Below are 21,185 nucleotides of genomic sequence, written 5' to 3'. Positions count from 1 at the left end.
CGATGCCGGGCCGGCCCCCGCCGGCACCGAGCCCCCGGACGGCGGTGCCGGGCCGGGCGGGGCGGACGACCTGTTGCGCGGCGCCGGCGTCAGCCCCGGGATCGGGGCGGGCCCGGTGCGCGTCCTGGCGGGCGCCGTGCCCGAGCCGCCCCCCGGGGCCCGGCACGGCGGCGACGCGGCGGCCGAGAAGGCGACCGCGCTGGCGGCGCTGGAGGCGGTCGCCGCCGAGTTGGAGGCGCGCGGCGAGCAGGCCGCCGCGCTGGGCAACAAGGACGGCCAGGAGGTCCTCGGCGCGCAGGCGCTGATGGCCCGCGACCCTGGGCTGGCCGACGGGGTGGCCGCCAAGGTCGGCGAGGGGACGGCCGCGCCCCGCGCCGTCTTCGAGGCGTTCGGCGTCTACCGCGAGATGCTCGCCGGGGCGGGGGAGTACATGGCCGCCCGGGTGAGCGACCTGGACGACATCCGGGACCGGGCGGTCACCCGGCTGCTCGGGCTGCCGATGCCGGGCGTCCCGGACTCCGACGAGCCGTTCGTGCTGGTGGCGCGGGATCTGGCGCCCGCCGACACGGCGCTGATCGACCCGTCCCAGGTGGTCGCGTTCGTGACCGAGGGCGGCGGCCCGACCAGCCACACCGCGATCCTGGCCCGGACGATGGGCGTCCCCGCGGTGGTGGCGCTGCCGGGCGCGACCGGGCTGCCCGAGGGCACCCGGGTCCTGGTCGACGGCGGCGCGGGCACGGTGCGCGTCGATCCCGCCGACGAGGAGGTGGCGGCGGCGCGCGGGGCGGCGGCCGCGCGCGCCGCGCTGCTGACGGAGACCACCGGTCCGGGCGCCACCGCGGACGGCCACCCGGTCCCGCTGCTGGCCAACATCGGCGGCCCGCGCGACGTCGAGGCCGCGCTGATGAACGGGGCGGAGGGCGTCGGGCTCTACCGCACCGAGTTCCTCTTCCTCGACCGTTCCACGCCTCCGGACGACGCCGAGCAGGAGCGGGCGTACCGGGAGGTCCTGGAGGCGTTCCCGGAGGGCCGCGTGGTCGTGCGGACCCTGGACGCGGGGGCCGACAAGCCGCTGGCGTTCCTGCCGCCGCCCGGCGAGGAGCCCAACCCGGCGCTGGGCGAGCGGGGGCTGCGGATGGCCCGTCTGCACCCGGAGGTGCTGCGCGGCCAGCTCGCGGCGCTGGCCCGTGCCGCCGCCGGCGTCAGTGCGAAGCTCGAGGTCATGGCGCCGATGGTGACGGACGCGGCGGAGGCCGCGTTCTTCGCCGCGGCGTGCCGGGACGCCGGGATCGAGCGTCCGGGGGTCATGGTCGAGGTGCCCGCCGCGGCGCTGCGCGCCCGCGATCTGGTGCCGGAGGTGGAGTTCTTCAGCATCGGCACCAACGACCTCACCCAGTACGCGTGCGCCGCCGACCGGCAGATCGGCGGGCTGGCGGCGCTCCAGGACCCGTGGCAGCCCGCGGTGCTCGACCTGGTGGCGATGGCCGCCGCGGCGGCCGCCGATGCCGGCAAGGGCAGCGGCGTCTGCGGTGAGGCGGCCGCCGATCCGGCGCTGGCGTGCGTGCTGGTGGGGGTGGGCGTCACGTCGCTGTCGATGAGCGCGCCGTCGCTGCCCCCGGTCCGGGCCGTGCTCGCCCGCCACACCATGGACCAGTGCCGCGAGGCGGCCGCGGCGGCGCGGGCCGCGCGTTCGGCGGGCGCGGCGCGGGAGGCCGCACGCGCCCTGCTGCCCCTCCTGCCGGAACTGGGCCTTTGACCTGATCGGCCGACGGCCGGGCGGGGCCGCTGTCGCGGGACTACTGGTAGGTGAGCCCGTGCCCGAACGGCATGCCGCCGGCGCGCACCGGGAGCCGTCCGGTGGGCTTCAGCGTGCCCGCCAGCACCTTGGCCAGCGCCGTGACCGCGGCCGACCCGGAAGAGTAGGTGGCCAGCGTCGCGCCCGCCCCGGAGGCCCGGTCGAGGTCGTACGGGCGGCCCAGCGCCGCGACGACCACCGGCCGCGACCCCTGGGCGCGGATCCGCGCCGCGGTCGCCGGCCCGGCGTCGAGCGTGGTGAGCACGGTGACGTCGGCGGTGGCCGGGGACGTGGCGAGCCGGACGCCCTGGCGGCGCAGCGCGGCCATGAGGGCGTCCCCGCGCGGCCCGACGACCTGCACGGTCCGGTTGCGGAGCGGCAGCAGCCCGCGGTCGTTGCGGACCAGGGTGACCGCGTGCTCGGCGACCTGCTGTGCGGTGGCCCGGTGCGGCGCCGCGCGGACGACCGCGGCGGCCCGTGCCGCGTCGGCGGCGGTGCCGCGGAACAGCCCGCGCGCCTCCTTGAGCCGCAGGACGCGGCCGACGGCCTCGTCCAGCCGGCGCCGCGGGATCGTCCCGTCGCGCACGGCGTTCAGCACGGCCCGGTAGGCGGTCGGTAGCCGGGGCGGCATGAGGAGCTGGTCGGCGCCCGCGTTGATCGCCCGCACCGCCACCTCTCCGTCGCCGTACTTCAGCCGGGCGCCCTGCATCTCCAGCGAGTCGGTGACGATCACGCCCTGGTGGCCGAGCCGCTCGCGCAGCAGCCCGGTGAGCACGGTCTTGGACAGCGTGGCCGGGTCGCCGGAGCGGTCGAGGCCGGGGACGACGATGTGCGCGGACATGACGGCGTCCACGCCGCCGCGCACCGCGGCCTGGAAGGGGGGCGCGTCGAGCCGCTCCCACTGGCTCCGGGTGTGCCCGATGACGGGCAGGCCGGTGTGGCTGTCGGTGGCCGTGTCGCCGTGCCCGGGGAAGTGCTTGGCGGTGGCGGCGACACCGGCGGACTGGTAGCCGCCGATGGCCGAGGTCAGCATCTGCGACACCAGCGCCGGGTCGGAGCCGTACGAGCGGACGCCGATCACCGGGTTGGCGGGGTTGACGTTGACGTCGGCGACCGGGGCGTAGTCCTGGTTGATCCCGACGGCGCGCAGCTCGGTGCCGGTGACCCTGGCCGCGGCCTGGGCGTCCTCGGGACGGCGGGTCGCGCCCAGCGCCATGTTGCCGGGGAAGCGGGTGAGGAAGGGCGCCCGGCTGACCAGGCCCTGCTCCTCGTCCACCGACAGCAGGAGCGGCAGCTTGGACGACTTCTGCAACGAGTTGGACAGCGCGGCGGTCGCGGCCGGGCCGCCGGCGAAGTTGGCGGGGAAGTAGACGAGCCCGCCGACATGGTAGTTCCTGATCTTCGATCGGGCGTCGGCGGGGCCGGCGAAGGTCGGCACGAACAGCTGCCCGACCTTCTCCTTCAGGGTCATGTCGGCGATGTGGCCGGTGATCCAGGAGCCCTGAGCGGGCTGCCCGGGACGGGCCGCCGCACCGCGCTGCTGCGGGCCGCCGGTGGTCTGGGCGCGGTCGGCCGTGGCGCCGCCCGCGCAGCCGGCCAGCGGCACCGTGACCGCCGTCACCGCGGCCAGCGCGATCGATCGTGGAACACGCAACGGACCAGGCCCCCCGACGTGGTCGCTCGTCTCGCTCGGTCGTGATCTGTTACTCGGTCGTGATCTGACCTGGCGACGTTAGCCGCTCGCGGGCGGCGTGTCGACTTCCGCCGCGCCCGCGCGCCGAGGCTTGACCCGGGCCAGCGGGAGGGCAGGGGAGAACCACACGTGGCACGGTGGAGCCTGAAGTCACCGAACGCGCGGCGGTGTGCGCGTCGTGTTCCGGGACGTTCCCGGGGCCGGGGGAGGCGGTGCGGATCAGACCGGCGGGTGGCCGAGCCTGCGCAGCGCGAGCGAGGCGGCGCCGACGGCGCCGTCGCCCGCTCCGCACGGCTCGGCGGCGAAGCGGTCGCGCAGCCCGGCCCGCACCGCTTCGGCGACCGGCCCGTCGCGCAGCACCGAGCCGTGCATGACCACCGGGGCGCACGGGTCGTTCAGCGCCGGTCGCACGGCGTCGACGTCCCGCAGCAGCCATTCGGCGGCCTCCTCGGTGATGCGCCGGGCCACCGGATCACCCGCGGCCGCGGCCGCCGCGACCACCGGGCCGAGCCGGCCCAGGGCCGCGGGCGGGCGGCCGTACACCTCTTTGATGATCGCCTGGGCGAGCCGGGGATCGGGCGGCGGCGCGGGGCCGGTCGCGGGGACCTCCGGGGGATCGGGCGGCCGGCCGAGCGGGCCTCCGTCCGGCGGGTGCGGCTCGTCGGCGAACAGCACGGCGGTTCCCGTTCCGTGGGCCAGGGACGGGGGCGGGGACGGACTGGGCGCGGGGGCGGCCGAGAGGGGGTGGGCGCCGTGCCCGACCGCGGCGGCGGCGTGCCCCAGCGGGGCGGCGCCGTGCCCGGACGGGGAAGCGCCGTGCCCGGGCGGGGCGCCGTGGGCCGCGGACGCCGCATGGCCGGGGGAGGGCGGCGGCACCGCCAGCGCCAGGGCACGCTGGTGCCGCGGGCGCCGCCGGGTGGCGTCGATCTCCTTGACCACCGCCGCACCGAGCAGTGCGCGCGGCACCGACTCGGTCAGCAGCGTCGGGGAGCCGCGGCCGTCGTAGGCCGCCAGGGCCGCGCGGACCGCCTCCCTCCCCAGCCATACCGCCGATCCCTCGTCGCCGACCAGCCAGCCGTAGCCGTCGGCGCGCTGCACGATCGTGCCGTCGCTGATCACCGCGGCGCCCGCGCCGGTGCCGGAGAACACCACGATGCCCTTGGGGGCGGTGGTCCCGGCGGCGAAGGCGACCGCGATGTCGGTCACGACGGCGGGCGAGCCGCGCAGCCCGACGGCGTTCCAGGCGCGCCGGGCGGCGGTGACCGCGGCGGGACGTCCCGCCGATCCCGCCCCGGCGATGCCGAACACGCCGCCGATCACATGGGAACGGTCCACGTCACCGAGCGCTTCCCGCAGGGCCGTGGTGAGCGCCCCCGCGGTGTCGCCCCCGGAGTTGGGGTTGGCGCCAGGTCCGGTTCCGGAACCGGCCTGCGCGCCCCCGAGCGTTAGTACGACACAGCGGGTCTTGGTGCCACCCGCGTCTATGCCGATCACGTACGGACCGGCCAAATGGGTCAACACGTGGCGACCGTAGCCTTTTCTACCGTTGACGTGACATCCAGCAAGTAAGAAACTTTCTTCCATGAGGAAACCCAACGGCTCGGAGCCGGGGAGCACCGGGGAGGCCGGCACGATCAGCGCGCCGGCGCCGCCGCCGTCCGGCGCGGCCAGGGACGCGACGCCACTGAGCACCGTGGTCAGAGTGCGTTCCCTGCTGCCTTCACTGCCCCCGGCAGAGCGACGTGTCGCTCAACGCGTCATCGACGACCCCGAAGGGGTCGCGAACTCCACCATCACCGAACTCGCCCAGACCTGCGGCACCTCGGAGACCACGGTCATCAGGTTCTGCCGGGCGATCGGGTTCCATGGTTACCCAGAGCTCCGGCTGACCCTGGCCACCGAGGCGGGCCGGGCGCAGAGCGCGACCGGCGGCCGGGTCATCGGAAGCGACATCAGTCCCGACGACTCGCTCGAACAGATCGTGGAGAAGGTGACCTTCGCCGACGCCAGGGCCGTCGAGGAGACCGCGGCCCAGCTCGAGATCAAGATGCTCGAACAGGTCGTGGACGCGGTCGTCGCCGCCGACCGGGTCGACGTCTACGGGGTCGGCGCCAGCGCCTTCGTCGCCGCGGACTTCCAGCAGAAACTGCACCGCATCGGCAGGGTCTGCGCCGCCTGGTCGGACGCGCACATCATGCTCACCAGCGCCGCGGTGCTGCAGGCGGGCGACGTCGCGATCGGGATCTCGCACACGGGCGCGACGGTGGAGACCATCGACGCGCTCGAAGTCGCCAAGGGCAGGGGGGTGACGACCGTGGCCGTGACCAACTTCCCCAAGTCGCCCATCGCCGAGGTGGCCGATCTCATCCTGACCACCGCGGCGCGGGAGACCACGTTCCGCTCGGGCGCGACCGCCAGCCGGCTGGCGCAGCTGACGGTGGTCGACTGCCTGTTCGTCGGCGTGGCCCAGCGCACGTACGGAACCACCCGCAAGGCCCTGGAAGCCACCTTCGAGGCGGTCCGCGGTCGGACCGTCCGACCTGATCGGAGGCGCCGGTGATCGACATTGACCTGTCGGCCCTGGAGGCGCTGTGCCGTTTCAAGGCGGTCCGCGGTCGGACCGTCCGACCCGACCGGAGGCGCCGGTGATCGACACTGACCTGCCCACCGAGGGGCGCAACCCGCGCACCCTCGACGTCGACACGCTGCCCACCCTGGAGGTGCTGCGCCGGATCAACGCCGAGGACGCGACGGTGCCGCTGGTGGTCGAGTCCGTGCTGCCGGAGATCGCGCGGCTGGTCGACCTGTCGGTCGCCGCGCTGCGCGGCGGCGGCCGGGTGCACTACTTCGGCGCCGGCACCTCCGGCCGCCTGGCCGTGCTGGACGCGGCCGAGCTGCCGCCCACGTTCGGCATCTGGGGCCGGGTCGTGGCGCACAACGCCGGCGGTTTCGGCGCGCTGTCCCAGGCCGTCTCCGAGGTCGAGGACGATCTGGAGCTCGGCGCCCGGGACGCGGCCGAGGTCGCCGCCGGCGACGTGGCCGTCGGCATCGCCGCCAGCGGCCGCACCCCGTACGTGCTGGGCGCGCTGCGCGCCTGCGCGGCGGCCGGCGCGCGCACCGCCCTGATCAGCTGCAACCCGCACACCCCGTACGGGGACGAGGTGGAGGTGCACATCGCCCTGGCCACCGGTCCCGAGGTGATCAGCGGCTCCACCCGGATGAAGGCCGGCACCGCCACCAAGCTGGTGCTCAACTCCTTCTCCACCACGCTGATGATCAGGATGGGCCGGACGTACTCCAACCTGATGGTCAGCGTCAACGCGCTCAACTCCAAGCTGCGGGCCAGGCTGGTGCGCATTCTCACCGAGGCGACCGGAATGGACCCGCTGACCTGTGAGAACGCCCTGGTCGAGGCCGGGGGGGACACCCGCGTGGCGCTGGTCTCGCTGCTCGGCGAGGTACCGGCCGCGCGCGCGACGACGGTGCTGGAGGAGACCGACGGCGGAGTACGGGAGGCGCTGCAGCGACTCAGATCGGCCTGACCGCGGCCCGGCGGACGGACCGGCCGGCGCCGGCGACCGCGTGATCATGCAATCGACCCCGCCGATTGCATGATCACGCCCCTGGCCGCCGCGGCCGCCGGAAAGGCGATCGCCTACGATCGGTGCCGTGACCCCCGAAACCGTCAAGGCCGTCATCACCGACTGGGGCGGCGTGCTGACCTCCCCGCTGAAGGAATCGATCGGCGTCTGGCTGGCCGCCGACCGGATCGACGCCGACCGCTACCGGACGGTCATGCGCGCCTGGATAGCGGAGGCGTACAAGGGGGCGGGCGCCAACCCCGTGCACGGGCTGGAGGACGGCACGCTGGCGCCCGCCGAGTTCGAGCGGCTGCTGGCCGCCGAGCTGCGCACCGTGGACGGCGGCGCGGTGCCCGCCGAGGGCCTGATCCGCCGGATGTTCGGGGCGTTCGCCCCGGTCGAGCCGATGTACGCCGCGCTGCGCACCGCCCGTGCCGCCGGGATCCGCACGGCGCTGCTGTCCAACTCCTGGGGGAACGACTACCCCCGCGAGGTGTTCGCCGAGCTGTTCGACGCCGTGGTGATCTCCGCGGAGGTCGGCATGCGCAAGCCCGACGAGCGGATCTTCCGGCACACCGTCGGGCTGGTCGGCCTGCCCGCGGAGCAGTGCGTGTTCATCGACGACGTCGAGCACAACGTGACCGCGGCCCGGGCGGTCGGCATGAAGGCGATCCACCACACCGCCGCCGACGCCACGCTGGTGGAACTGCGCGCCCTGGGGTTGCGAATCTGAGGGCGCGCGATCTGGCAGACTTGCGGATCGTCATGCGCGTCTACGTCCCGTCCACGCTGACCGCCCTCGCCCGCGTCCACGACGCCCGGGAGGCCGGTCCCGCCCCGCTGGCCGCGTACGCGGTGACGCCCGCGCTGCGCGAGTGGTACGCCGCCGGCGACACCGAGGAGCTGGAGTACGCGGCCATGACCGCCGCCGCCCGCGCCTCGCTGCGGCTGCTGGCGGAGGATCCGCGGGCACCGGCCCGGCGGGTGGTGCTGGCCGCCGAGGTGCCGGACGGAGACGTCCGCTGGGCGCCCGGCCAGCGCGGCCTGGAGGAGGACGCCCGCGCCCTGGTCCAGGTGAGCGCCGCGATCCCGTGGCGCAGGATCGCCGCCGGCCACGTCGACGGCGAGGACGCGGCCGCCGACGTCCGTGCCGCCGCCGAGGCGCTGTTCGCCGCCGACGCCGGCGACGAGGACGCGCTGTTCACCGTCGACGGCGCCGAGGGCCACGAGCTGATGTGGTATGCCACCCAGGAGCTCGGCCACCTGCTGCCCTGAGGCGAGTTCCGTCCGGTCACGCGTCGCGCCGTCCCTGCTGGGTAGGCCCTGGAGCGTCGGGACGGCGGCGGCCGCCCGGCCACGCCCGGCCGCCCCCGGGCACCGGGACGTGCGACGACGAGGTCGGACTTCCAGGGAGCAGCAGATGGACGCCGTCAGCAACGTGCCCGTACCGGCCAACGAGCCGGTCAAGGCGCACGCCCCCGGCAGCCCCGAGCGGGCCGCGCTGGAGGCCAAGATCAAGGAGCTCGGCGGCACCGCGCCGGCCGAGCTGACCATGACGATCGGCGGCGAGCGCCGGCTGGGCGGCGGCGCGCCGATCGACGTCGTGCAGCCGCACGACCACGGCCGGGTGCTCGGCCGGATGGGCAACGCCACCGACGCCGACGTGCGGGCGGCGGTCGACGCGGCGCTGGCGGCGGCGCCGGCCTGGCGCGCGATGGCGTTCGAGGACCGGGCCGCGATCCTGCTGCGCGCCGCCGACCTGCTGGCCGGCCCGTGGCGGGCCACCATCAACGCCGCCACCGTCCTCGGGCAGTCCAAGTCCGTCCAGCAGGCGGAGATCGACGCGGCCTGCGAGCTGATCGACTTCTGGCGGTTCAACGTCGACTACGCCCGGCGGCTGCTGGCCGAGCAGCCCAACTCGTCCCCGGGCGTGTGGAACCGGATGGACTACCGGCCGCTGGAGGGCTTCGTCGTCGCGATCACCCCGTTCAACTTCACCGCGATCGCCGGCAACCTGCCGACCGCGCCCGCGCTGATGGGCAACGTGGTGGTCTGGAAGCCCTCGCCCACCCAGCAGCTGGCCGCGCACCACACGATGCGGCTGCTGGAGGAGGCCGGGCTGCCGCCCGGCGTGATCAACCTGGTGACCGGGGACGGCCGCGCCGTCTCCAGCGCGGCGCTGCCGCGCCCGGAGCTGGCCGGGATCCACTTCACCGGCAGCACCGGCACCTTCCAGCACCTGTGGCGGACGGTCGGCGAGAACATCTCCGGCTACCGCGGCTACCCGCGGCTGGTCGGCGAGACCGGCGGCAAGGACTTCGTGGTCGCGCACCCGTCCGCCGACCCCGACGTGCTCAGGACGGCGCTGATCCGCGGCGCGTTCGAGTACCAGGGGCAGAAGTGCTCGGCCGCGTCCCGCGCCTACGTCCCGCGCTCCATCTGGACCCGGATCCGCGACGACTTCCGCGACGAGGTCGAGGCGCTCCCCATGGGCAACGTCGCCGAGGACCTGTCGCTGTTCATGGGCGCCGTGATCGACGAGCGGGCGTTCGCCAAGCACCGCGCCGCGCTGGAGCGGGCGCGCGGGATCGGCACGATGAGCGTCCTGGCGGGCGGCACGCTGGACGACTCGGAGGGCTGGTTCGTCCGGCCGACCGTGCTGGAGTCCACCGACCCCGACGACGAGATCTTCGTCAAGGAGTACTTCGGCCCGATCGTGGGCGTGCACGTCTACGACGACGGCGACTACGACGCGATGCTGGACCAGATGGAGGGCGTCGCCGAGTACGCGCTGACCGGCGCGATCGTCGCCCGGGACCGGGCCGTGATCGCCGACGCCGCCGAGCGGCTCCGGTTCGCGGCCGGGAACTTCTACATCAACGACAAGCCCACCGGCTCGATCGTCGGGCAGCAGCCGTTCGGCGGCGCGCGCGCCAGCGGCACCAACGACAAGGCCGGCTCGATCATCAACCTGACCCGGTGGGCCAGCATGCGGTCGATCAAGGAGACGTTCGTCGCACCGACCGACTACCGCTATCCGCACATGGACACCTGAACGCCCGTCCCAACCTGTGGAATGTCCGCCTGTACAGGTGGACATTCCACAGGTTGCCAAACACGGCAAAGGCCGCTTGGGAACGGGTTGACCTCCTCTCCCTCGCGAATGAGAGAGAGTCCCCCCTCACGGGTGGGGTTTTCTGATTCACAGCCCATTGCCGCCTGGGTCACCAGCAAGGGACGGTGTGCCGCCCACGGTCTTACACAAGCTCCACAGACCTGACATCCCGCCAGCCCGGCGGTAGGCCCGATCGGCTTGGTAGCCACCAACCGGACGCCAGTACCGTAGCACCCGCCGGTTCAGGCCGGAGGCAGATCGCCCTGGCTGCGACGCCCGTTCCCCGACCTTCGGGCAGGGGCGCTTCATCCTCGGTGAAAGCTGGGTATCCGCGAAAGGACTCAGATTGACGACGCTGAACCGTCTGGTGCTGTGGAACATCGATCACACGCTCGTGGACGTCGGACGGATCACCCGGGAGGCCTATGCCGAGGCGTTCCAGCGGACGGTCGGCCGGCCGCTGGTCCGGCTGCCGCCCACCCCGGGCCGCACCGAGTCGGAGCTCATCTTCGAGACGCTGGCGTTCAACGACGTCGTCACCACCGACGATCATCTGCCCGCGTTCATGTCGGCGCTGGCCGGGTCGTTCGCGGCGCGGCGGGCCGATCTCAGGGCGCACGGCCGGGTGCTGGCCGGGGCCCGGGAGGCGCTGGCGGCGCTGGCCCGGCTGCCCGACACCGCGCAGTCGGTGCTGACCGGCTCGATCCAGCCGAACGCCGCGCTGAAGGTGACCGAGCTCGGCCTGGCCGACCGGCTCGACCTGGAGGTCGGCGGTTACGAGAACGGCGTCTACAGCAAGGCGGCGCTGCTGGAGCTGGCCCGCACCCGGGCGGGGGACAAGCACGGCGTCCGCTATCCGGAGTCGGCCACGGTGTTCATCGCCGACTCGCCGCGCGACGTGCAGGCCGCGCACATCGCCCGGTCCGCGATCATCGCGGTGGCGACCGGCAGCGCGACCGAGGCGGAGCTGCGCGGCGCCGGCGCCGACGTGGTCCTGGCCACGCTGGCCGACACCGACGCGGTGGTGCGGGCCGTACTCGAGCTGACCGGCCGCTGATCGAGCTGACCGGCCGCTGATCGCGCTTACCGGCCGGGCGTCATCGCGGAAGTTGCGCAGGTCACCCCGTCGGCCCGATGCTGGTGAGGTACTGCGGGCTGCGGCGGAGGGACGGACGGATGTCGCGCGACCAAGAGGTTTCCGAGGGCACGTTGCTGTGGGAGCCGTCGGAGGAGGCCACCGCCCGGGCGCGGGCCACCCGCTTCATGCACGGGCTGCGCGAACGCGGCGTCGACGTCCGGTCCTACGACGACCTGTGGAACTGGTCGGTCACCGAGATCGACGCGTTCTGGGACGCGATCTGGTCCGGCTTCGAGGTGGTCGGCGAGCGCGGTGACGGCCCGGTCCGTGCCGGCGGGCCGCTCCCGGTGGACGGGCTGGAGTGGTTCCCCGGTGCCACCCTCAACTACGCCGCCAACGCGCTGCGGCACGCGTCCCAGGCGCCGGACCGGACCGCGGTGGTCTTCCGGTCCGAGGCCGGCGGGCACCGCGTGCTCAGCGGCCGCGAGCTGTGCATGCAGGTCGCCGAGGTGCGCGCCGGGCTGGCCGAGCTGGGCGTGGGCAAGGGCGACCGGGTGGTCGCGTACCTGCCCAGCATCCCCGAGACGCTGATCTGCTTCCTGGCGACCGCGTCGCTGGGGGCGATCTGGTCGTCCTGCTCGCCCGACTTCGGCTCCTCGTCGGTGATCGACAGGTTCGCGCAGATCGAGCCCAAGGTCCTGCTGGCCGTGGACGGCTACGCCTACAACGGCAAGCGGTTCGACCGCCGCGAGATCGTGGCCGAGATCGAGGCCGCGCTGCCCACCCTCGCCGCCACCGTGCTGATCCCCTACCTCGACCCTGCCGCCACGCCCGACGGGCTGCGGGTCGGCATGCACTACGGTGACCTGCCCAAGTCCGACAAGGACACGCTGGAGTTCGAGCCCGTCCCCTTCGGCCACCCGCTCTGGGTCGTCTACTCCTCGGGCACCACGGGCCTGCCCAAGCCGCTCGTGCACGGGCACGGCGGGGTCGTCCTGGAACACCTCAAGGCCATCACCTTTCACCAGGACCTGGGGCCGGAGGACGTGTTCTTCTGGTACACCACCACCGGCTGGATGATGTGGAACTACCTCGTCGGCGGCCTGCTGGTGGGGTCCACCATCGTCCTGTACGACGGCGCCCCCCTCGACCTGTGGAAGCTGGCCGCCGACACCGGCGTCACCTACATGGGCCTGGGCGCCCCCTACATCACCAGCTGTGCCAAGCAGGGCATGCGACCCGGCGAGGAGTACGACCTGTCGGCCCTGCGCGGCATCGGCTCCACCGGGTCGCCGCTACCGCCCGAAGGGTTCGCCTGGGTGTACGAGGCGGTCGGCAAAGACCTGCTGCTCGGCTCGCTGTCCGGCGGCACCGACCTGTGCACGGGCTTCGTGGGCCCGTCCCCGCTGCTGCCCCTGTACGCGGGCGTGCTCCAGTGCCGGAGCCTGGGCGCCAAGGTGGAGGCCTACGGCGACGACGGCAAGCCCGTCGTCGACGAGGTCGGCGAGCTGGTCATCGCCGAGCCGATGCCGTCCATGCCGGTGATGTTCTGGAACGACCCCGATGGCTCCCGCTACCGCGAGTCCTACTTCGAGATGTTCCCCGGGGTGTGGCGGCACGGCGACTGGATCAAGGTGCGGCCGGACGGCGGCTGCGTCATCTACGGCCGCTCCGACTCCACCCTCAACCGCGGCGGCGTCCGGATGGGCACCGCCGACTTCTACCGCGTCGTGGAGGCGTTCCCGGAGATCGCCGACAGCCTGGTCATCGACACCGGACGGCTGGGCGAGGAGGGCCGGCTGATCCTTTACGTCCAGGCCGCCGCGGGCACCGAGCTGTCCGACGAGCTGGTCGGGCGGCTCAAGCGGGAGCTGCGCTCGGCGCTGTCGCCGCGGCACGTGCCCGACGAGATCCACCAGGTCCCCGGCATCCCGCGCACGCTGTCGGGCAAGAAGCTGGAGGTCCCGGTCCGCAAGATCCTCCTGGGCACCCCGGTCGACCAGGCCGCCAACCGCGACTCGCTGGCCAACCCCGAGGTCCTCGACCACTTCACGCCGCTGTGTTGATTGCAATCACGGTCAGGGTCCTCGCCTGGCGGCTCGGACCCTGACCGTGCTTGGTGCGAGCGCGACATCGCTTCGCGATCTGGCCGGTGAGGCTCGCCTCCGGCATCGCATCACCGGCCAGGTAGCGCGCTCGCGCGGCACCTGAGGCCGGTTCGAGACAGGATCCGGCTCACTGCAGGGGCGGGAGCGGCGTCCAGCCTGGGCGTACGGCCCCGGAGTAGTTGCGCGCGTACCGGCCTTGGAGCTCCTCGATCGTTATGGGCCGGCCCGTCCGCGGCGCGTGAACGAACCTGCCCTGGCCCACGTAGATACCGACATGCCCCATCCGGTTGAAGAAGACGAGGTCTCCCGAACGCAGCTTGCTCCGCGACACCTTGGTGGGGATGTGCTCGTACTGGCTGTAGCTGACCCGTGGGATCAACACCCCGGCGTGGCGCCAGGCTTGCTGCACCAGGCCGGAACAGTCGAACCCGTATTCTCCCGTCCCGCCCCATACATAGGGGCGTCCCCGCTGCGCGTGGGCGAACGCGACGGCCTTCCGGGCGCGCTGCTTCCAGGCGGCCCGCAGCCTGGACCGCTCCTTGCGCACGGCCGCCTGGAGGGCTGCCAGGGACCGCTGCGAACGCGACTCGCCCGCCGCCTCCTGCGGGGGCCCGCCCGCGGGCACCGCGGCGGAGGCGAACGGGGACACGGACCCGCGCGACGGGGATTCCGGCGGCCCCGGAGCCGCCGGCCCCGCCTCGGCGACGCCTGGTACCAGCACGAGGGCCAGGGCCAGCGTGCCCGCGCAGGCCATGCCCCCGTACCTCGCTACGAAGATCATCGGCGGCTGTGTACCCCGAAGCCGCCCGCCACACTCCCGAATCTCCCTGATAATCGGCTGCTGACCTGCCATAATGTCGCGCGTTACCGGATCTGTTCAAGCTTTGTGCCCGTTCCGCGGGCCGAGCGGGCACCGCGACGGCGAGGCGAAGGGAAGATCACCTCAAAGTGTGCGTATGCCGGGCGCAGCGTGACATCGCGACGTAGGGTCTCAGGGCCGGGTGAACTTCCCCAGGGGTTGGGGCGTCACACAATCGAAGGGGCCGATCTGTGCCGATCCATGGTGATCAGGACGGGTCGTCCGATCCCATCGGTCCAGAGAGGGCGGTTCGGCGCATGGAGGTTGGGGCGCTGCGTTCCGGCGACCCGGAGAGGCTGGGGCACTACGCGCTCATCGGCCGCGTGGGCGAAGGCGGTCAGGGCACCGTCTTCCTCGCCGAGGACGGGCAGGGCGGCCGGGTCGCGGTCAAGCTGCTGCACGCCGAGCTGACCTCCGACGACAAGGCCCGCGCCCGGTTCCTGCGCGAGCTGGACGTCGCCAAGCGGGTCGCCCCGTTCTGCACGGCGCAGGTGATCGACGCCGACGCCACCGGAGACCGGCCCTACATCGTCAGCGAGTACGTGCCCGGCCCCTCGCTCAACCAGCTGGTCACCGAGCAGGGCCCGCTGGGCGGCGCGGCGCTGGAGCGGCTGGCGGTCGGCACCGCGACCGCGCTGACCGCCATCCACCAGGCCGAGATCATCCACCGCGACTTCAAGCCGCACAACGTGCTGATCGGCCTGGACGGCCCGCGCGTGATCGACTTCGGGGTGGCCCGGGCGATCAGCGGCTCCACCACGCTCACCAGCAAGGTCATCGGCACCCCCTCGTACATGGCGCCCGAGCAGCTGCAGGGCGACGAGATCGGCACCGCCGCAGACGTGTTCTGCTGGGCCGCGACCCTGGCCTTCGCCGCCACCGGGGAGCCCCCCTTCGGGCAGGACACCATCCCCGCCGTGATCAACCGGATCCTGCACAGCGAGCCCGAACTGGGCGAGCTGGACGGCCCGCTGCGCGAGCTGGTCGTCGACTGCCTGCGCAAGGACCCGGCCGACCGGCCGAACGCCCGGCAGCTGCTGATGCGGCTGCTCGGCCACGAGGAGCGCGCCGCCGCCACCGCACCCGTCCCCGCCGCGACGATCGCCGGCGCGCGCGCCGGGGCCGAGCCGGACGATGCCGCCCCCGACGACGCCACCGCGATCCTGGCCGTGGGCAGCGTGCTGGCCGCCGAGCTGAACGAGGACGAGGCCCGCGCGGCCGCCCTCGCGTCGCCCAGGCCGGCCCGCCGCGCCGCGGCCGCGAGCGAGGCCACCGTCGCCGCGCCGGCGGTCCCCGGCCCGGACGCCGACGCGACAGGCCTGCTCGAGCCCCTTGGGGACGCCGAGGCCGCCGGGTTCGACGACTGGCCCGACCGCTCCGAGCGGCCGCCGTCCCCCGAGGAATGGGCCGCGCAGAACACCCTGCCCCCCGAAATGGTCGGCGACCGGCGCCGGAACGGCCTGCGGCACGCGGTGTCCGGCCCGCGCCGGATGGCCGCGCTCGCCGGCGCCGCCGCCCTGCTCATCGCCGCCACGGTCATCTCCACCGTGCTCGCGCTGAGCGGCGACGGGAACGGCAAGACCGGCCACCCCGTCAGCGACTCCCAGCAGCCCGTCTCGCCGTCCAGCACGGCGCCCAGCGTCGCGCCCAGCCTGCCGAAACGGAACCTGCCCGTCCCGGAGGACACCGGCCACGACACGCTGCCCACCACGCCGTCCCCGAGTTACAGCGACACGCTGCCCGGTTCCCCTCCGCCGAGCGACCTGCCGACGTCGTCCAAGCCGACCGGCGGGCCGTCGACGTCGCCGTCGCCGAGCCAGAGCGAGACCGAGACCGAGGAACCGCCGCCGGACGACCCCGGCGAGCCGGAAGGCGACGGAACGGACACCGGTGGGTGAACGTCCCATAGGGCGAAATTGAACGAGGTGCGCCGGCGACAGGTTTTGTGGGCGTGACCGTAAGGAAGGTCATGCTCGCCGCGTGCCCCCCGCCGGTCGGCTTTGGGGCGATTCCTGGCTACGCTGGCGCAAGTGAGCGGCGCCACAACGAGGTGGCGAAGGGTCTCTAGGGAGTTGTTTGATGGGCGGCAAGCTCGACCAGGCCAAGGACGACCTGCTCCGGCGGGCGGCGGAGACGTGCGCCCAGCGGCCGGGCGGCCGGAGCGCGGACGTGGAGGAGTCGGTCGAGTACCTCCGGCTCTACTACCGCAACGTCGCCCCCGAGGATCTGCTGGCACGCGATCCGGCCGACATCTGCGGGCCCGCCATGGCCCACCGGCTGCTGGGCGAGGAACGCCCCCAGGGGCGCGCCAAGGTCCGGGTCTTCACCCCGAACCTGGAGGAGCACGGCTGGGACCCCGGGCACTCCGTCGTGCAGGTGGTCACCGATGACATGCCGTTCCTCGTCGACTCCGTCGCGATGGAGCTGAACCGGCACCAGCTGACCACCCACCTGATCGTCCACCCGCTGATGGGCGTCGACCGCGACGTGGCCGGGCAGCTCAAGGCGTTCCGCGGCAAGCTCGAAAGCGAACGCGACCTGGACGAGTCCTGGATCCACATCGAGGTGGACCGCACCAGTGACCGGGCCATGCTGGACGAGCTGGAGCGCGACCTGCTGCGCGTCCTGCAGGACGTGCGGGTCGCGGTCGAGGACGAGCCCAAGATGCGCTCCCGGGCCGGCGAGGTCGCGCTGACGTTCGCCGAGGAGCCGCCGCCGCTGCCGGAGGCCGAGCGGGCCGAGGGCGTCGAGCTGCTCGACTGGCTCGCCGAGCGCCACTTCACCTTCCTCGGCTACCGCGACTACACCCTCACCGAGGACGGCACCGCCCTGCGTCCCGAACCCGGCACCGGGCTGGGGATCCTGCGCAACGACAAGAGCGAGTCCGGCAGCTTCGCCGCGCTGCCGCCCGAGGTCCGCGAGAAGGCCACCGAGAAGCGGCTGCTGGTGCTGACCAAGGCCAACTCGCGCGCCACCGTGCACCGGTCCGCCTACCTCGACTACATCGGCGTCAAGAAGTTCGACGCGAGCGGCCGGGTGGTCGGCGAGCGCCGCTTCCTGGGCCTGTTCGCGCACGGCGCGTACAGCGAGTCGATCTCCAACATCCCCGTCCTGCGGCGCAAGCTGGAGGAGGTGCTGGAGCGCGCCGGGTTCACCGCCGACAGCTACGACGGCCAGGACCTCATCGAGATCCTGGAGACCTACCCGCGCGACGAGCTGTTCCAGATCTCCACCGACGACCTGCTGCCGATCGCGCTGGGCGTGCTGCGGCTGCGCGAGCGCCGCCAGCTCAGGCTGTTCCTACGCAAGGACCAGTACGGCCGGTTCATGTCCTGCATGGTCTACCTGCCCCGCGACCGCTACACCACCAAGGTCCGGCTGAAGATCCAGGAGATCCTGCGGCAGGCCTTCGACGGCGTCAGCGTCGACTACAGCGCCAACGTCACCGAGTCCGTGCTGGCCCGGCTGCACGTGGTGGTGCGCGGCGAGCGCGGCCGCCCGCTGCCCGACGTGGACGCCGAGGAACTCGGGGCCCGGCTGGCGGCCGCGACCCGCTCCTGGGCCGAAGACCTCTCCGACGCGATCATCGAGCAGTGCGGTGAGGAACGTTCCGGGGCACTGGCCCGCCGCTACGCCGAGGCGTTCCCCGAGGCCTACAAGGCCGACTTCCCCGCCCGCACCGCCGTGGCCGACCTCAAGCGGCTGGACGCGCTCGACGAGCACCACGACACCTCGATCAACCTGTACGAGCCCTACGGCGCCGGGCCCGGCGAGCGCCGCCTCAAGATCTACCGGCTGGGCGAGCCGATCACGCTGTCCCGGGTGCTGCCGCTCCTGCAGAACATGGGCGTCGAGGTCGTCGACGAGCGCCCGTACGAGATCAACCCCGCCGACACCGGCGACGAGGCGGCCGCGGGCCGGGCCTGGATCTACGACCTGGGGCTGCGCTACGAGCCGCCGGCCGACGTGCCGGAGGAGGCCACCAAGGACCTGTTCCAGGACGCCTTCATCGCGCTGTGGCGGGGCGAGATCGAGAACGACGGCTTCAACGCCCTGGTCCTGCACGTCGGGCTCACCTGGCGGCAGGCGATGATCCTGCGCGCCTACGCCCTCTACCTGCGGCAGGCCGGCAACGCCTTCTCCAAGCGCTACTTCGAGCAGGTGCTGCTGCGCAACGCCCCCATCGCCCGGCTGCTGGTGCGGCTGTGGGAGAGCCGCCTCGACCCGACCCTGGCCGGCGGCGAGGAGGAGCGCAGCGCCGGGATCGCCGAGGAACTGCACGGCAAGCTCGACGAGGTCGCCAGCCTCGACGAGGACCGCATCCTGCGCGCCTACCTGTCGATGATCGACGCGACCCTGCGCACCAACTTCTACCAGCGCAAGCCGTACCTGTCGCTGAAGTTCGACCCGGAGCGGATCCCCGACCTGCCGCAGCCCCGGCCCAAGTTCGAGGTCTTCGTGTACTCGCCCCGGGTCGAGGGCGTCCACCTGCGGTTCGGGTCGGTGGCGCGCGGCGGGCTGCGCTGGTCCGACCGGCGCGAGGACTTCCGCACGGAGATCCTCGGCCTGGTCAAGGCGCAGGCCGTCAAGAACACCGTGATCGTCCCCGCCGGCGCCAAGGGCGGGTTCGTCGGCAAGCAGCTGCCCGACCCCGCCGCCGACCGCGAGGCGTTCATGCAGGCCGGGATCGCCTGCTACAAGGACTTCATCTCCGGCCTCCTCGACCTCACCGACAACATGGTCGACGGCAAGGTGGTGCCGCCGCCCAACGTCGTGCGGCACGACGGCGACGACACCTACCTGGTCGTCGCCGCCGACAAGGGCACCGCCACCTTCTCCGACATCGCCAACGAGGTCGCCGCGTCCTACGGCTTCTGGCTCGGCGACGCGTTCGCCTCCGGCGGCTCGGTCGGCTACGACCACAAGGGCATGGGGATCACCGCCCGCGGCGCCTGGGAGTCGGTCAAGTACCACTTCCGCTCGCTCGGCAAGGACATCCAGAACGAGGACTTCACCGTCGTCGGCGTCGGCGACATGTCCGGCGACGTCTTCGGCAACGGGATGCTGCTGTCCCGGCGGATCAAGCTGGTCGCCGCCTTCGACCACCGGCACATCTTCATCGACCCCGACCCCGACCCCGAACGCTCGTTCGAGGAACGGGAACGGCTGTTCAAGCTGCCCCGCAGCACCTGGGCGGACTACGACACCGCGCTGATCTCCAAGGGCGGCGGCGTCTTCCCCCGCACCGCCAAGTCCATCCGGATCACCCCCCAGATGCACGCCGTGCTGGGCATCCCCGACGACGTCAAGGCCATGACGCCGTTCCAGCTCATCCACGCCGCCATCTGCGCCCCCGTCGACCTGCTGTGGAACGGCGGCATCGGCACCTACGTCAAGGCGTCCCTGGAGAACAACGCCGACGTCGGCGACAAGGCCAACGACACCCTCCGCGCCGACGCGGCCGAACTGCGCTGCAAGGTCATCGGCGAGGGCGGCAACCTGGGCCTCACCCAGCTCGCCCGGATCGAGTTCGCCCGCGACGGCGGCCTGGTCAACACCGACTTCATCGACAACTCCGCCGGCGTCGACACCTCCGACCACGAGGTCAACATCAAGATCCTGCTCGACCAGGTGGTCCGCGACGGCGAACTGACCGGCAAGCAGCGCGACACCCTGCTGTACGGGATGACCGACGAGGTCGCCGACCTGGTGCTGCGCGACAACTACGCGCAGAACGTCGTCCTGGCCTCGGCTCGCGCGCAGGCCGCCTCCATGCTCCACGTGCACGCCCGCCACCTGCGCAAGCTGGAACGCGACGGCAAGATCGACCGGCGCCTGGAGTTCCTGCCCGACGACAAGGCGCTCGCCGAGCGGCGCCAGGCCGGCCTCGGCCTCACCGGCCCCGAGTTCTCGGTGCTGCTGGCCTACGGCAAGCTCACCCTCGACCACGAGCTGGTCGCCTCCAACCTGCCCGACGACCCGTACCTGGAGTCCTGGCTCGTCGACTACTTCCCGACCCCGCTGCGCGAGCGGTTCCGCGCCTACATGGACCGGCACCCGCTGCGCCGCGAGATCATCACCACCGCGGTCGTCAACGACGTCGTCAACAACAGCGGCATCACCTTCGGGTTCCGGATCACCGAGGAGACCGGCGCGTCCTCCCCGGACATCGCCCGCGCCTACCTGGTCGCCCGCGAGGTCTTCGACATGCCGCGGTTCTGGCGGTCGGTCGAGGCGCTGACCTACCAGGTCGACGAGTCCACCCAGATCAAGATGCTGCTGGAGGCCCGCAAGCTCACCGAACGCGGCGCCCGCTGGCTCCTGCACAACCGCCGCCCACCGTTCGACATCCGCGAGACCATCGACTTCTTCGCCAAGGGCGCCGTCACCCTCGGCTCCCAGCTGCCCAAGGTCCTGGTCGGCCTCGACCTCGCCGCCTTCGAGCAGCGCCGCGACGACTTCGCCGAACGCGGCGTCCCCGACGAACTCGCCGAACAGTCCGCGATGCTCGTCCCCGCCTTCTCCACCTTCGACCTCGTCGGCATCGCCCAGGAGACCGGCCGCCCGGTCGAGGAGGTCGCCGAGGTCTACTTCGACCTGGCCGACCGCCTCCAGCTCTCCCGCCTCCGCGAACGCATCATCGCGCTGCCCCGCGACGACCGCTGGCGCTCCATGGCACGCTCCGCCCTCCGCGACGACCTGTACGCCGCCCACGCCGCCCTCACCCGCGACGTCCTGGTCATCAGCGAACCCGGCGCCAGCCCCGAGCAGCGCATGGTGCACTGGGCCGACAAGAACCGCACAGCCGTCTCCCGCGCCCAGCAGACCCTCTCCGAGATCTGGGAAAGCGACAGCTTCGACCTGGCAACCCTCTCAGTAGCCGCAGGCGCGATCCGCACCCTGGTGACAGCCAGCGGGCTCTAGCTGTGTCTACCTGGGGGCCACCCCCCAGACCC

Annotated in this window: 13 protein-coding genes; 10 read left to right on the top strand and 3 right to left on the bottom strand. The window is 73.1% G+C overall.

Going from position 1 to position 21,185, the window contains the following annotated elements; genetic code table 11:
- The first annotated feature begins 70 nt into the window (after positions 1 to 70).
- Complete coding sequence (ptsP, locus tag ABD340_RS20085; protein ID WP_425547407.1) at positions 71 to 1,756, top strand: phosphoenolpyruvate--protein phosphotransferase; 1,686 nt, start codon at positions 71 to 73, stop codon at positions 1,754 to 1,756.
- Positions 1,757 to 1,796: 40 nt separating this feature from the next.
- On the opposite strand, the gene ABD340_RS20080 is transcribed toward ptsP, so the two are convergent.
- Positions 1,797 to 3,449 (bottom strand): glycoside hydrolase family 3 protein, encoded by a 1,653-nt coding sequence (locus tag ABD340_RS20080; protein WP_344590596.1) that lies wholly within the window; start codon positions 3,447 to 3,449, stop codon positions 1,797 to 1,799.
- A gap of 258 nt (positions 3,450 to 3,707) precedes the next feature.
- A complete protein-coding gene (locus ABD340_RS20075; RefSeq protein WP_344590594.1) occupies positions 3,708 to 5,009 on the bottom strand; it encodes an N-acetylglucosamine kinase in 1,302 nt (433 codons plus the stop codon).
- A 61-nt stretch (positions 5,010 to 5,070) separates the two neighbouring features.
- Between ABD340_RS20075 and ABD340_RS20070 the strand changes: the two genes are divergently transcribed.
- From ABD340_RS20070 to ABD340_RS20040, 7 genes are all read left to right on the top strand, one after another.
- Entirely contained in the window at positions 5,071 to 6,048 is a 978-nt protein-coding gene (locus ABD340_RS20070) for a MurR/RpiR family transcriptional regulator (RefSeq protein WP_344590592.1), read from the top strand.
- A gap of 85 nt (positions 6,049 to 6,133) precedes the next feature.
- On the top strand, positions 6,134 to 7,030 hold the full coding sequence (locus ABD340_RS20065) for an N-acetylmuramic acid 6-phosphate etherase (RefSeq protein ID WP_344590590.1): 897 nt from the start codon (positions 6,134 to 6,136) through the stop codon (positions 7,028 to 7,030).
- Between the two features lie 127 nt (positions 7,031 to 7,157).
- The gene (locus ABD340_RS20060; protein ID WP_344590589.1) at positions 7,158 to 7,802 is read left to right on the top strand and encodes an HAD family hydrolase; all 645 of its coding nucleotides are present in this window, start codon (positions 7,158 to 7,160) and stop codon (positions 7,800 to 7,802) included.
- Between the two features lie 32 nt (positions 7,803 to 7,834).
- Positions 7,835 to 8,344, top strand: a complete 510-nt coding sequence (locus ABD340_RS20055; RefSeq protein WP_344590588.1) for a DUF6912 family protein — start codon at positions 7,835 to 7,837, stop codon at positions 8,342 to 8,344.
- A 145-nt stretch (positions 8,345 to 8,489) separates the two neighbouring features.
- Entirely contained in the window at positions 8,490 to 10,124 is a 1,635-nt protein-coding gene (gene pruA / locus ABD340_RS20050; protein ID WP_344590587.1) for an L-glutamate gamma-semialdehyde dehydrogenase, read from the top strand.
- A 406-nt stretch (positions 10,125 to 10,530) separates the two neighbouring features.
- On the top strand, positions 10,531 to 11,241 hold the full coding sequence (locus ABD340_RS20045; protein ID WP_344590586.1) for an HAD family hydrolase: 711 nt from the start codon (positions 10,531 to 10,533) through the stop codon (positions 11,239 to 11,241).
- A 119-nt stretch (positions 11,242 to 11,360) separates the two neighbouring features.
- A complete protein-coding gene (locus tag ABD340_RS20040) occupies positions 11,361 to 13,328 on the top strand; it encodes an acetoacetate--CoA ligase (protein ID WP_344590584.1) in 1,968 nt (655 codons plus the stop codon).
- A gap of 169 nt (positions 13,329 to 13,497) precedes the next feature.
- Here the strand turns inward: ABD340_RS20040 and ABD340_RS20035 are convergent, their stop codons facing one another.
- Positions 13,498 to 14,151, bottom strand: a complete 654-nt coding sequence (locus ABD340_RS20035; RefSeq protein ID WP_344590583.1) for a C40 family peptidase — start codon at positions 14,149 to 14,151, stop codon at positions 13,498 to 13,500.
- A gap of 335 nt (positions 14,152 to 14,486) precedes the next feature.
- On the opposite strand from ABD340_RS20035, the gene ABD340_RS20030 reads away from it, so the two are divergent.
- Together ABD340_RS20030 and ABD340_RS20025 are read left to right on the top strand one after the other, a co-directional pair.
- Entirely contained in the window at positions 14,487 to 16,127 is a 1,641-nt protein-coding gene (locus tag ABD340_RS20030) for a serine/threonine-protein kinase (RefSeq protein WP_344590581.1), read from the top strand.
- Positions 16,128 to 16,308: 181 nt separating this feature from the next.
- Entirely contained in the window at positions 16,309 to 21,153 is a 4,845-nt protein-coding gene (locus ABD340_RS20025) for an NAD-glutamate dehydrogenase (protein ID WP_344590580.1), read from the top strand.
- Positions 21,154 to 21,185 lie beyond the last annotated feature (32 nt).

Source organism: Actinomadura vinacea, from assembly GCF_039532545.1.
In the GTDB taxonomy this organism is placed as follows: Bacteria; Actinomycetota; Actinomycetes; order Streptosporangiales; family Streptosporangiaceae; genus Spirillospora; species Spirillospora vinacea.
This window is presented reverse-complemented; position numbering and strand designations above follow the sequence as displayed.